Origin of the sequence: Pseudanabaena cinerea FACHB-1277 (genome assembly GCF_014696345.1) — a bacterium.
Lineage (GTDB): Bacteria > Cyanobacteriota > Cyanobacteriia > Pseudanabaenales > Pseudanabaenaceae > Pseudanabaena > Pseudanabaena cinerea.
The window spans coordinates 64,088-76,709 of the sequence record NZ_JACJPY010000007.1 but is presented as its reverse complement, the minus strand read 5'-3'; the positions used below and the strand labels follow the sequence as shown (position 1 = coordinate 76,709).

General features: G+C 45.7%; 13 protein-coding genes and 1 pseudogene. 2 read left to right on the top strand and 12 right to left on the bottom strand.

Features of this window, described 5'->3' with window-relative positions; translation table 11 throughout:
- Positions 1–18: 18 nt before the first annotated feature.
- Positions 19–1,266 (bottom strand): aspartate aminotransferase family protein, encoded by a 1,248-nt coding sequence (locus H6F44_RS04065; RefSeq protein WP_190349671.1) that lies wholly within the window; start codon positions 1,264–1,266, stop codon positions 19–21.
- Between the two features lie 125 nt (positions 1,267–1,391).
- Between H6F44_RS04065 and H6F44_RS04060 the strand changes: the two genes are divergently transcribed.
- Positions 1,392–3,065 carry an adenylate/guanylate cyclase domain-containing protein gene (locus tag H6F44_RS04060; protein WP_190349670.1) on the top strand — a complete coding sequence of 558 codons (1,674 nt, stop codon included), beginning with the start codon at positions 1,392–1,394 and terminating at the stop codon, positions 3,063–3,065.
- 93 nt (positions 3,066–3,158) lie between these two features.
- Positions 3,159–6,056: an excinuclease ABC subunit UvrA gene (gene uvrA, locus H6F44_RS04055; RefSeq protein WP_190349669.1), complete on the top strand. Its 2,898-nt coding sequence runs from the start codon at positions 3,159–3,161 to the stop codon at positions 6,054–6,056.
- An 11-nt stretch (positions 6,057–6,067) separates the two neighbouring features.
- Here uvrA and H6F44_RS04050 read toward each other — a convergent pair whose 3' ends face one another.
- From H6F44_RS04050 to H6F44_RS04000, 11 genes and pseudogenes are all read right to left on the bottom strand, one after another.
- Positions 6,068–6,355, bottom strand: a complete 288-nt coding sequence (locus tag H6F44_RS04050) for a DUF4926 domain-containing protein (RefSeq protein ID WP_190349668.1) — start codon at positions 6,353–6,355, stop codon at positions 6,068–6,070.
- Positions 6,356–6,630: 275 nt separating this feature from the next.
- Complete coding sequence (locus H6F44_RS04045) at positions 6,631–9,363, bottom strand: COR domain-containing protein (protein ID WP_190349667.1); 2,733 nt, start codon at positions 9,361–9,363, stop codon at positions 6,631–6,633.
- Between the two features lie 56 nt (positions 9,364–9,419).
- Complete coding sequence (locus H6F44_RS04040) at positions 9,420–9,716, bottom strand: type II toxin-antitoxin system RelE/ParE family toxin (protein WP_190349666.1); 297 nt, start codon at positions 9,714–9,716, stop codon at positions 9,420–9,422.
- 3 nt (positions 9,717–9,719) lie between these two features.
- Positions 9,720–9,941, bottom strand: coding sequence for an addiction module protein (locus tag H6F44_RS04035; RefSeq protein WP_190349665.1), 222 nt, complete (start codon positions 9,939–9,941; stop codon positions 9,720–9,722).
- A 59-nt stretch (positions 9,942–10,000) separates the two neighbouring features.
- Positions 10,001–10,231, bottom strand: a complete 231-nt coding sequence (locus tag H6F44_RS04030; RefSeq protein ID WP_190349664.1) for a DUF433 domain-containing protein — start codon at positions 10,229–10,231, stop codon at positions 10,001–10,003.
- 24 nt (positions 10,232–10,255) lie between these two features.
- Positions 10,256–10,474 (bottom strand): hypothetical protein, encoded by a 219-nt coding sequence (locus H6F44_RS04025; RefSeq protein WP_190349663.1) that lies wholly within the window; start codon positions 10,472–10,474, stop codon positions 10,256–10,258.
- Positions 10,475–10,629: 155 nt separating this feature from the next.
- Positions 10,630–10,767: a DUF5615 family PIN-like protein gene (locus tag H6F44_RS04020; protein ID WP_199301976.1), complete on the bottom strand. Its 138-nt coding sequence runs from the start codon at positions 10,765–10,767 to the stop codon at positions 10,630–10,632.
- Entirely contained in the window at positions 10,764–11,012 is a 249-nt protein-coding gene (locus H6F44_RS04015) for a DUF433 domain-containing protein (protein ID WP_190349662.1), read from the bottom strand. Before H6F44_RS04015 ends, H6F44_RS04020 begins: the two co-directional genes overlap by 4 nt.
- A gap of 91 nt (positions 11,013–11,103) precedes the next feature.
- Positions 11,104–11,335 (bottom strand): annotated as a pseudogene (locus tag H6F44_RS23905) (DUF433 domain-containing protein).
- Between the two features lie 24 nt (positions 11,336–11,359).
- Positions 11,360–11,578 carry a hypothetical protein gene (locus H6F44_RS04005; protein WP_190349661.1) on the bottom strand — a complete coding sequence of 73 codons (219 nt, stop codon included), beginning with the start codon at positions 11,576–11,578 and terminating at the stop codon, positions 11,360–11,362.
- Between the two features lie 298 nt (positions 11,579–11,876).
- Entirely contained in the window at positions 11,877–12,461 is a 585-nt protein-coding gene (locus tag H6F44_RS04000; protein ID WP_322096161.1) for a type IV pilin-like G/H family protein, read from the bottom strand.
- Positions 12,462–12,622 lie beyond the last annotated feature (161 nt).

Genomic DNA, 12,622 nt, shown 5'->3' with positions numbered 1-12,622 from the left:
CTTCTTTTTTATTGGTTTTTATAGCCCCGCGATCGCCTGATCGACAATTTCGAGGGCGCGATCGACCTCCGCCGCCGAAACGGTGAGGGGTGGCACAAAGCGCACCACCTTTACCCCCGCAGGGACGAGCAGCAGCCCCGATGTGATCGCCGCCCCCACCACATCACGGGCTTGGATCGTGCTAGATTCTTGCAATACCAGACCATCGATCAAGCCCCAGCCGCGCACCGAGGCGAGATGTTGAGGGTAGCGATCGCACATTGCTTGCAGCCCTGTCCGCAATTGTTGACCGCGCTCTCTCGCATTGGCAATCAGGTTATCCTGTACCATCGTGTTGCAAACGGCGATCGCCACCGCACAGGCAAAGGGATTGCCGCCGAAGGTGCTGGCATGATCCCCTGGCTCAAAAACATCACAATGCGCCTTGCACATCATCGCACCAATGGGAATGCCGCCGCCCAAGCCCTTTGCCGAAGTGAAAATATCAGGCTGAATACCCAGATTCTCATAGCCCCAGAGCTTCCCACTCCGTCCCATGCCCACCTGCACTTCATCGATGATCAGCAGGATCTTATGCTCGTCACAAATTTCACGGATACGGGCAAAGTAGGCGCGATCGCCTGGATTAACGCCGCCTTCACCTTGTAATGGCTCCAGCATGATTGCACAGAGCCGCCCTGCATACTTAGCAACTGCCGCCTCTAGCGCTGCCGTATCGTTGTAAGGGATATAGTCAAAACCTGAGACAAGGGGCGCAAAATTCTTATGATATTTGGGCTGCCCCGTGGCGGTGACAGTGGCTAGGGTGCGTCCATGAAAACTGGCATTGGCGGTTAAAATCACAGGACCGCTAATGCCCAGTTTGGTATGGGCATATTTACGTGCTAATTTAATTGCACCTTCATTTGCCTCCGCCCCAGAATTACAGAAAAAAGCCTTGTCCGCACAGGAATTTTGGACTAGCCACTTAGCCAATTGACCTTGGGGCGCAAAATAAAATAAATTGGAGGCGTGGTGCAGGGTGTTGATCTGGTCGGTTACAGCCTTCACCATCGCAGGGTGAGCATGACCCAAAGTGCAGGTGGCAATGCCTGCCACAAAGTCTAAATATTCTTTGCCATTGCTGTCCCACACGCGACAGCCTTCTCCCCGTTCTAGGGCGATCGGAAATCGCGCATAGGTATTCATCACATATTGATTAAATTCGGCGATCGCATCGGGGGCGACATTAACTACTGGCTCTGCTATGAGGGTGGTTGGCGACATGGGTAAAAACTAGATAAAGTTAGGAGAATGCTGGTAATTTTATTATCTAATGATATAGAAGTGTTTGACTGTACTTCTGTAGTTGAATTAGCGAAACTGCTATAGGTCTAAGAAGCCATAAAAATATGCCATACATAATTCAAAATCAAGGAACTCCCCAAGAACGTATCTGTGAATTACGATATGGCATCAACACCATTGGGCGGGGCTTAGACAACAGTATTGTCGTGGAAGATGATGCTCGCAGCCTGTCTCGCCACCATGCCGAAATCCAGCTAACTGATAACGGCATTTTTTTAACCGATCTCAACAGCAGCAATGGTACTTTTGTCAATCAGACCAAGATTATCCAACAAAAGCTCCGTGATGGCGATTTGGTGCAGTTTGGCAGTGTCGTTTTTAAGCTTGTCGATCATGAAAATGAATCATTGCCTAGCAACTTGCAAGGCACAAATTCGGGACTGTCGATTTTGATGCGTGTCTCACCTGAAAAGTCGCGGGTAAATATGCAGGACTTGCTCAAACAGCAGGATTTTAGCAAAGCTGGCTCTGTACTTATGATTCAGGGTGGTGATGAGTCGCAACGCACGGCGGCTAAGTTGCAAGTATTGCTAGAGGTGAGTCAAGAGCTGGCTTCGCCAGAGGGCTATGCCACACTACCCGCCAAAATCCTAGAGTTGCTGCTCAAAATTATGTCGGTCGATCGCGCTGTGTTGTTACTAGTCGATGAGGTGACAGGCAAATTAGAACCCAAGGCATATCAATTTAGTAACCCTGAGACAAATCCTAATTTGGACTTTTACAGCAGCAGAATTACTAATTTTGTGTTGAAACAGGGGGATGCAATTATTAGTGATGATGTCTTAGGCGATCGCCGTTTTGATAGCTCTTTGTCGATTATTCAGCAATCTATCCAAGCGGCAATGTGTGCGCCGCTAAAGCCAAGGGATCGCGTGATCGGCGTGCTGTATGTGGATAACCTCTCAAGGGGTTCTGCCTATAACCAAGAGGATTTAGAGTTTTTGAGTAGCCTTGCTAATCAAGCAGCGATCGCAATCGAAAATGCCAACCTCTATCAAAATATGCAAGCGGAAGTGATTCGCCGTACCAAATTAGAAAGGTTTTTCCCCGCCGCCGTCAGCAAAAAAATTGAGGAAGGTTGGGACTTAAATCGGATTGTGGAAACCGAAGTCACGGCGCTATTTTCTGATATTAGCGGCTTCACCGAAATGACTGCACAAATGCAGCCTCGCAAGGTTTTGGAGTTTCTCAATGAATACTTTAAGGTCATGGTTGAGCATATTGTGTTTCCCTTTGGCGGCACGTTAGAGAAGTATATTGCCGATGCCCTATTGGCGGTGTGGGGTTCTCCCTATCAAGGACAGGATGATGCAATTATGGCGGTCAATGCGGCGATCGCCATGCAATGGGCAATGCAAAAGTTAAATCAAGAATGGACTACACAAGGACGGGATTTGCAGATTCAGATTCACATCGGACTAAATACGGGCATGGTGGCGGCAGGCAATATTGGCTCTGAGAACCTGATTCAATATACAAATATTGGCGACACGATGAATGTTGCTAGTCGCATCTGTACCGCCGCCCAAGCAGGGGAAGTATATATTTCAGCAAGTACGATGGCAAAGATTGCTCAGTTTAATCTGCCCTTAGAGAAACTAGCGCTAATCAAGGTCAAGGGTAAAGATGAACCACTTCAGTTATATCGGGTGCTTTGGCAAGATGTGGACATCAAAGAGGTAATTAGCGAAACCCAAACTCGACTGCCACTTTTGTAACTTTTTCAATATAAGGGGCGATACAAGGGGCGATACAGGGGGCGACAGCTATAATAGGGATTATTAATAAATCTTTACGATAAGCATTTACCCATGCCAGATCATACCCACATCCATGTCAGAGGCGCAAAGCAGCACAATCTCAAGAATGTTGACCTGACAATTCCCCGCGATCGCTTAGTGGTGTTTACAGGGGTGTCTGGTTCTGGCAAATCATCCCTCGCCTTTGATACGATCTTTGCTGAGGGTCAGAGGCGCTATGTGGAATCCCTGAGTGCCTATGCGCGGCAATTTTTGGGTCAGGTGGATAAGCCCGATGTTGATTATATTGAGGGTTTGAGTCCCGCCATTTCCATCGATCAAAAATCCACTTCCCATAACCCCCGCTCCACCGTCGGCACGGTGACAGAGATTTATGATTATTTGCGGCTGCTCTTTGGTCGGGCAGGATCGCCCCACTGCCCCATCTGCGATCGCAATATTGCGCCCCAAACCATCGATCGCATGGTGGATGCAATTATGGAACTCAGCGATCGCACTAAGTTTCAATTATTAGCGCCTGTCATTCGTGGCAAAAAGGGAACCCATAAAAAATTACTATCAGGATTAGCAGGGGAAGGATTTGCGCGGGTGCGTATTGATGGCGAAGTGCGGGAACTCAGTGACAATATCGAACTGGATAAGAATAAGGTTCACGATATTGAAATTGTGGTTGACAGATTAGTTCGCAAAAATGATATTCAGGAACGCTTAACGGATTCCCTTGCTACCTGTTTAAAACGGGCGGAAGGCATTGCAATGGTGGAGATTTTGCCCTCACCCCCTCAGCCCTCACCCCCAGCCCCTCTCCCTCTGGGAGAGGGGGGTAAGAGTCATATGCTAACCTTTTCTGAAAACTTTGCCTGTCCAGAACATGGCGCGGTAATGGAAGAATTATCGCCACGAATGTTTTCCTTTAATTCACCCTATGGCGCTTGTCCTGCCTGTCATGGTTTAGGACATATCAAGACTTTCAACCCTGAGTTATTAGTTCCCGATCCCTCTTTACCTGTTTATGCAGCGATCGCGCCTTGGGCAGACAAAACCCACACCTATTACATCTCTCTGCTTTCCAGTGTGGGCGAATATGCAGGATTTGAAATTAATACCCCTTGGCACGAGCTATCACAGTCACAGATCGATATCATCCTTCATGGCACGACTGAGAAGATTTTAATCAAGCCTGATTCTCTCTATCGCGATCGCGGTGAGGGCTATTACAAACGCTATGAAGGGGCGATCGCCATGCTAGAACAGCAGTATCAAGAAGCAGGCGAATCGCAAAAACAGAAGTTAGAGAATTATCTGGTCGAACAACCCTGCGCCACCTGTAATGGCACAAGACTCAAACCCGAATCCCTCGCCGTTCGCATTGGGGGCTATAACATCATTGATTTTGTTTCCGTTCCCATTGGCACTTGTTTAGAACGTTTGCAGAATTTAGAACTTGATGCCAGAACTAGACAGATCGGCGATCGCGTCTTGCAAGAAATCACCGCCCGTTTACAATTCCTATTAGATGTCGGTCTTGACTACCTCACCCTCGATCGCTCCACCATGTCCCTCTCTGGCGGTGAAGCCCAACGCATTCGCCTCGCCACCCAGATCGGCTCAGGCTTAACAGGGGTTCTCTATGTCCTTGATGAGCCGAGTATTGGACTCCATCAGCGCGATAACTCGCGATTATTGGCAACCCTCACCAAACTTCGCGATCTCGGCAATACCCTGATCGTGGTTGAGCATGATGAAGAAACCATTCGCGCCGCCGATTATCTGGTGGATATTGGTCCTGGGGCAGGGGTACATGGGGGGCGGATCGTGGCACAGGGCAGCGTTAAGGATATTGAGCAGCATCCCGAATCCCTCACTGGCGCATATCTCTCCAAACAAAAACAAATCCTTACCCCCGCCACAAGGCGCGAAGGTAATGGCAAGCATTTAGAAATTTGTAATGCCCATTTGAATAATCTCAAAAATGTGAATGTGCAACTTCCATTAGGAATGTTAGTTTGTATCACAGGCGTATCAGGCTCAGGCAAATCGACATTAATTAATGATCTGTTGCACAATTCCCTCGATCATCACTTCTCGCGCAAAGTACCCGCCCCTAAAGGCATTGACGCAGTGCAGGGCTTAAAACATCTGGATAAATTTATCGTCATCGATCAGTCCCCAATCGGACGCACCCCCCGTTCCAACCCTGCCACCTATACAGGGCTGTTTGATGTCATTCGCGAAACCTTTGCCCTCACCACTGCCGCCAAAACCAGAGGCTACAAAGCAGGACAATTCTCTTTTAATGTCAAGGGCGGACGCTGTGAAGCTTGCTCTGGTCAAGGCGTAAATGTGATTTCCATGAACTTTCTGCCCGATGTCTATGTGCAGTGTGATGTCTGCAAAGGCGCAAGGTATAACCGCGAAACCCTGCAAGTGAAGTATAAAGAGAAGACGATCGCCGATGTCTTAGATATGACTATCGAAGAAGCGATGCACTTCTTTGAGAATATTCCCTCTGCCCATACCAAATTGGGAATGCTGGTGGATGTGGGTTTGGGCTATGTGCGACTAGGACAATCTGCACCCACCCTCTCAGGCGGCGAAGCCCAGCGCGTCAAGTTGGCAACGGAGCTCGCCAGACGCGCCACAGGCAAAACCCTCTATCTCATCGATGAACCAACGACGGGATTAAGCTTCTATGATGTTCACAAATTATTGGATGTGATGCAGCGCCTTGTGGATAAGGGCAATAGCATCATTACCATTGAGCATAATCTTGATGTGATCCGTTGTGCGGATTGGGTGGTGGATTTAGGTCCTGAAGGCGGCGATCGCGGTGGCGCAATTATTGCTGAAGGGACACCTGAGCAGGTTGCCAAGGTCAAGAAGTCCTATACAGGGCAGTATCTCAAGCAGGTTTTAGCGGAATATCCCCGTGCGGCAATGACATCTTAAGGTCAGTAGAATTATTGTTTGATGAGTTCTATACCCAATTTGCTGCCAATTTCCATGACGTTATTGGCAAAGTCGGTCATATTGGCGATGGGTTTATAGTGTAGTTTTAGGAGTTGATGATTTGGCAGGGCTTGGGTGGCGTAGGTTTGACCGTCATCATCGCTAAATTCGACTTCGTAAACTTCGGGGGCAAGGATTTCAACGATGGTTCCGACTTGTCCTGCTAGGAGTTGGTGTTGGGGTAGGTCGTTTTTTAGAGCAACAATGTCTAAGAGGTTGAGTTTAGGTGGGGGAAGCATTAGTTTTACCTCAATATCTAAGATAATATTTCCTTCTGTAGGGGTAGAGCATTTGCACCACAATCTGCCAACTCTCCACCAAAATCTCATTTTGCAAATGCTCTACCCTCTTTGCTTTCACCGATAAATTGTCCCTGCGTTGTGAGGTTCAGGGCAGAGCATTCCCGAATTAAGGGAATCTGCAAAGTTATGGATTTTTGCGGGAATGCTTTGCCCCTACGTCTGTATTGGGTGATTTGCCTTGAATCAATAGGAGTATGCGTTTGTAAATTTCGTTAATGCTTAATTAACTCAATGCCTAGTTTATTGCTTATTTCCAGAACATTGTTAGCGAAGTCGGTTGTACTTGCGATCGCGCCAAAGGTGACGGTGGCAGCAGTGAATAGTGCTAGTAGTCTTTTTTTGAGTTTGGGAAGGTTGCGTTCTGGTGAGGGTTTCTGTATTTCAAGTTCGACATCTTCGACATCAATGATGAGTTCTTCGCGAATGTCTGACGGAAATTGATCGGCGGTTTGACGGAGGTTGGTGATTAGTTGCAGTAGTTCGGCTACGCTTGCGCCGCTTGTTTGGGTGATATGAGAAGCTTGTAGACTGGCGTTGTCTTTGACTTCATTGGCAAAGTTAGCAATGTTTGCGCCTTGAAGGTTAGTTGTATATTTAGATTCTTGTGACATAGCATTTGCCTCTGCTTTATTGATAATTGGTCTACTGACAGCTAGTTTAGCAATGTCGCGCATATCTTCGTATGACTGATCTCTCTTGTTCACTTTTTGACGTGCTTCTATGGCTTCGATGCCGTCAAGTAATTCGCGGATATTGTAATCACGATCGCTACCTTCAGGAGAATAGTCTGTTTTTCCTCTTTGCTCAAGACTAATCAAATGGTTATAACTCACCGTAACTTTAGGATTGTCAGGCAATGGAACACGCTCATCGACTTCTAGAGCCGAGATGCTGTGATGGATCGATTCAAAGGTATTGCGAATGGCGGCGAGGGAAGATCGGCGGGTGTTGGGATTGCCATCAATACGGATGAAGATTTTCGCATCGGCGAGATCGGCTTTGATGTAGGCGCGATTGCCTTCGGGGAATGCGAGGATTACGCCAGTGCGCCAGTAGGTGCGTTTAGAGATGCTGTGGTGCATTTTGACTATGAAGCGGGAAATGACGCTGCTAAATAGAATTTTGTAGTGATATTCAAGGTTTAGGGTGTTTTCCCATGTGCCTGTGTCGGGTTCTTCTTCGTCAAGGAGTTCGGGAATTAGGTAAGTGGGTTTATTGGGATTAGCATCAAGGGGAAAACATAGCTCGAATTTTTGCATCATGTCGATGATGAATTGCCGATCGCGGTCATTATGATAACAGTCGCGATCGCTTTGATTTTTGGGTTTGAGAACGCGGGTGAGGTTTTGCCAATCGAGCATTCCCTTTTGTTTGGTGCTGAGTTGATTGTCATTGAGAATGCGATATACGCCGCCTGTGACCCATTCGGGATTGAGAACGCTGGTGTCTTGCAGTCTAGTATCTTCAGAGAAATTCAGGACGATGCCCAATAGGTGTAGGAGGCGAATCAGGTCGCGGCGTTCTTGGGAATCGCTAATATTTTGATTATCGCAAATACGCTCATATTCGCCATAGCTGATATGGTCGCGGGTGTCCTGTTCGATTTGCTCCTTGAGTTGAAACCATTGCTGGGGCAGTGGATTAAACACATGATCCATTGCCGCGATTTGTCGATAGATTTCTTGGCGCAGTTCGTCAATGCCTGTCCCTGTTTTGCAGGAGGTTTCAAAGAAGCCTTGAATGTTGGGATATTTGGCTTGCAGGTGGCGGCGGTTGAGTTTGAGAGGATGCTCATCGCTTTTGTTGGCAATAATCAGGACGGGGGCATCTTTGCCGAAGCTCTCAATAATTTTTAGCCAATATTCGACATCGTTGTTGCCTTCGTCTTTGCGAGCATTGAGTACTAAAAGATAGAGGCTGCGCTCGGTCAAAAAGAACTGATGGGTGGCGTGCATAATCTCCTGTCCGCCAAAGTCCCAAACTCTTAGCTTGACTTTCTCTTCACGGGCTGTGATTTGCCAATGTCTGATATCAATACCTTCGGTTTTGTTTTCATCGGGTTTGAAGTTGCGATCGATCAATTGCCGCACCAGTGAGGTTTTGCCGACTGCCCCATGTCCAATCAAGATTACTTTCGCTTCATTCAATAGTCGTACTGATTTTCCAATTCCTGTCTTCCCCTGCATGAAAACTATCCGTCTATTTGGATCATTTAATGAGTCTTTTAGTATTTGTAAGTATCTTTCTCTTCCGATAAATTCTATATTTTGCTGATCTTGTTGCAACTTTTGCCAATATCTGAGAATTGCCGCAGGGTTTTCATAGTCATTGAGAATTTCGGGTGGGATTGGTAAGGGATTATCTATGAGGTCAAGTATTTCAAGATTTGTTAAGTTTGCGATCGCATCTGGGATCTGAGTGATTTGGTTGTCACTGAGGTCAAGTATTTCAAGATTTGTTAAATTTGCGATCGCATCTGGGATCTGAGTGATTTGGTTGTCTCCGAGGTAAAGCTGAGTGAGATTGGTTAGGTTGGCGATCGCATCTGGGATCTGAGTGATTTGGTTGTCTCTGAGGTCAAGCTGAGTGAGATTGGTTAGGTTGGCGATCGCATCTGGGATCTGCGTGATTTGGTTGTCACTGAGGTAAAGCCAAATGAGATTGCTTAGGTTGGCGATCTCATCTTGTATCGCTGTGATTTGGTTGTGTGCAATACGTAGTTCTTTGAGATTAGTTAACTGAAAAATCTCTTGGGGAATAGCCGTAAAACGATTTCCTTTGCCTCTTCCCCCACTAAACCACTTCCCTAAAATCAACTTTTCCAGACTTTGCAACCGTCCAATTTCGGGCGGTAAAGTTTCCAGATCGTTCCCCGACAGATCCAACTCTGTCCAGCCCTCCCGTTCTGCTTGGGCGATGATTGCTCGTAGTTCGGCATCTGTCATAAGGAAAAAGTAGAAAGGAAAAAGGAAAAAATGAGATACATCAACCTAAACTTGAGCTACTTATTCAAGTTCTTTTGCCAAGACTGCGGATGGCGATGTAAATGCATCACTGAGACAATGACGATCTCATCTTGTTCGATTACATAAACAATTCCATAAGGGAACCTCTGTAATCTACATCTACGGATTTTGTCATCCAAAAGACTCCATGCTTGCGGATTTTTGACAATTCGAGAAATAGACGATTTCACCTCATTCAAGAAACGAGAACCCAATCCCGCAGAACTTTTCTCATAAAACTCGATCGCTAGTTTCAATTCGTCTCTAGCTGGAGATAAAAACTTGACATCCATAATTTAAAGTAATGCCTCAATCTCAGCAAAAACTCTTTGTCCATCAATTGCCTCTATCTGACCAGATTGATAAGCAGTTAGGCGGCTCTGAGACTCACGCAACCAAGCCAAATCGATTTCTTCACGATCTGACGAATCAAGGCTGTGCCACAAAACATCAATCAAATGAATCCTTTCTGTAAAATCAAGCTGCAAAGCTTGTTGAATCAAAATAGCGCCATCCATAAATTTATTTTTTTAATAAGGTGACATTATCCAATAATATCCTACAACCTTCAAAATCTTCATGCCGACATCAAAGCAACCTCAACCTCCTCAGACCGCCAAGCCGCATAGGACAACGCCGCCGTAATATCCTCTTTCTCTAAATAAGGATAAGCATTTAAAATTTCTTCAAACGAATGTCCAACCGCTAATAGTCCAACCAACGTACCCACAGTAACCCGCATTCCACGAATACAAGGCTTACCGCCCATCACTTGAGAATCCAAGGTAATTCGCTCTAGGTATTTCATTCTTAAAACCTCACTAAATTACTATCAAGATTGTACATAACTACGCAGATCGGCGATCGCTTCCTCCCCAGTCTGAGCCGTTAAAACACCAGAGCGATACTCAATCAAACCCTCACGACATTTCTCTAGAATTTGCTGCCTTCTCACCTCAGCATTCCGTTTCCTGAGAATATCAATCAATATCTCCTGCTGATCGATTGACAACTGACTAACCGCATCAAGCGCACTTTCAAACGTAATCATAATTCACCCTAATCGAGCAGATTAGTAATATTCTACAAGATTTTTTAGATAGGCGATCGCATTGCAAAGGGGAAATTTTTTCTTGCTAAAAAGTCTAATTATCATCAGAAAGAGGCTGGTGAATGCGAATACGTCCGCGTTGCACTATCCAAAGCTTACCAGTTATATCCTCGCGATCCAAACCACCGATCAGATGTCAAACCTTGCGCCACCACAGTCGCAACATCATGCCCTGCTTGTCGTAATTGCATGATACCGCGATCGCCCAAATTTTCATCTAACTTCAGCTTCACGCAGTTTGCTCCAAAGGAATATCAATATATCGATCCCGCGACATTTCAGCACCATAGGCAATACAAGCATAAATATCTTCTACCTGTAATTGGGGATACTCTTCAATTAATTCAGCGATCGTCATTCCACTTGCCAAAAAATCAAGAATCAAAGACACCCAAATCCGATGACCTCGAATGCAAGGTTTACCAAAACAAATATTTGGATTTATGGAAATTCGAGCTAAAAGTTTTTGTCGATTCATCATTTTTCCATTCAAAACAAGTTTTGTAGATCTGCATCACTTTACTAGTGACATTTTACAAGATCTTTTAGATAGGCGATCGGCTATATTTTCATGCTGACACCAAAGCAGCCTCTACCTCCTCAGACCGCCAAGCCGCATAGGGCAAAGCTGCCATAATATCCTCTTTCTCTAAATTAAGGATAAACCTTTAAAATCTCTTCAACCGAATGTCCAACCGCCAATAGCCCAACCAATGTACCCACATTCACCCGCATTCCCCGAATGCAAGGCTTACCACCCATCACATCAGAATCCAAGGTAATTCGCGCTAGATATTTCATTCTTAAAACCTCACTAAATCACTATCAAGATTCTACATAACTACGCAGATCGGCGATCGCTTCCTCCGCAGTCTGAGCCTTTAAAACACCAGCACGATACTCAGCCAAACCCTCACGACATTCCTCTAGAATCTGCCGCCTTCTCACCTCAGCGTTCCGTTTTCTGAGAATATCAATTAACATTTCCTGCTGATCGATTGACAACTGACTAACCGCATCAAGCTCACTTTCAAATGTAATCATAATTCACCCTAATCGAAAAGCTTTTTGTCCCTTTGGACATCTTTCCACTGAGCGCTCCATCCCTTCCCAAATCTAGAGAATATGCTGGCATAGCTCTTTTTTTCCTGTTTTTCTGTTTCTATCCATTGTACCCCTTAATGCCTCAACAGACTGTAAGAAAAGTAGTTGGTGATTCCGCCTTGGATGGAAAGCTAATAGAGAGGCTTGTAGTTAGCCCAGTAAGGGTAAAACCTTACTGGACTAGTTGATTGGATACTTGTCCATAAAACTAGTAACTATAAAGCCTCAATAGACTGTATCAGGGTAAAACACTAAAATTTACAGGACAAAGCACATCTTGATCGTCAGCAGTAATTCTGCCAGGGGGGGTTGAGCCATTAGCATCATTGGAAGTGCAATATAGGGTTTCTAGTTGCACCATAGAGTTTAATCTAGTTACGCCCACCACCCCCAAAAAGCTTTTTAAGCCTGCGCCTCGTGGCTCTGCGGCGCTGGTGACAATACGATCAATCTGTACAGGGGTTGCTGTGCCTGTGAGACTGCCAGTAACGATTTTATAGCTATAAGCACTAGAAGTAGTATTTTCACCTAAACTCAATAAACCGAGGCTATTGGCAAATTTGTTTTTTTCCATGTAGTAAGCGTGTTGGAGTCGATTCATGACGCTGACATAGGACTTAGCTTCGGCAAATTTGGCTTTTTGGGCTTGATTGAGAAAGGAGGGTAAGGCGATCGCCGCGAGAATGCCGATAATAATAATCACAACTAACAGTTCAACTAGGGTAAAGCCTTGGCTATCTGGCTGTCCTTGTTGATTGCGGCGATCGCGTAGCAACAAACCGACTAACAAACTAATGGCAAAACGTAAACTTTGATTCTTCACTTTCCCTTACCTTGTCTTAAATGTTTGACCCGTAGACCCCTTATGATAATTTACCCACTTTGGGGATACTTTAACTCATCAAAATCCGAAAATATGGCTGACACCAGACTCACCCTAAAATTAGAGTAGCGGCGCTAGTAGTCTGATTCTGGGGTTTTAAT

Coding starts and splice junctions, on each gene's coding strand:
- H6F44_RS04065 (WP_190349671.1), bottom strand. CDS start 1,266: ATGTCGCCAACCACCCTCATAGCAGAGCCAGTAGTTAATGTCGCCCCC.
- H6F44_RS04060 (WP_190349670.1), top strand. CDS start 1,392: ATGCCATACATAATTCAAAATCAAGGAACTCCCCAAGAACGTATCTGT.
- H6F44_RS04015 (WP_190349662.1), bottom strand. CDS start 11,012: ATGAATCGACAAAAACTTTTAGCTCGAATTTCCATAAATCCAAATATT.
- H6F44_RS04045 (WP_190349667.1), bottom strand. CDS start 9,363: ATGACAGATGCCGAACTACGAGCAATCATCGCCCAAGCAGAACGGGAG.
- H6F44_RS04035 (WP_190349665.1), bottom strand. CDS start 9,941: ATGGATGGCGCTATTTTGATTCAACAAGCTTTGCAGCTTGATTTTACA.
- uvrA (WP_190349669.1), top strand. CDS start 3,159: ATGCCAGATCATACCCACATCCATGTCAGAGGCGCAAAGCAGCACAAT.
- H6F44_RS04005 (WP_190349661.1), bottom strand. CDS start 11,578: ATGATTACATTTGAAAGTGAGCTTGATGCGGTTAGTCAGTTGTCAATC.
- H6F44_RS04040 (WP_190349666.1), bottom strand. CDS start 9,716: ATGGATGTCAAGTTTTTATCTCCAGCTAGAGACGAATTGAAACTAGCG.
- H6F44_RS04030 (WP_190349664.1), bottom strand. CDS start 10,231: ATGAAATACCTAGAGCGAATTACCTTGGATTCTCAAGTGATGGGCGGT.
- H6F44_RS04050 (WP_190349668.1), bottom strand. CDS start 6,355: ATGCTTCCCCCACCTAAACTCAACCTCTTAGACATTGTTGCTCTAAAA.
- H6F44_RS04025 (WP_190349663.1), bottom strand. CDS start 10,474: ATGATTACGTTTGAAAGTGCGCTTGATGCGGTTAGTCAGTTGTCAATC.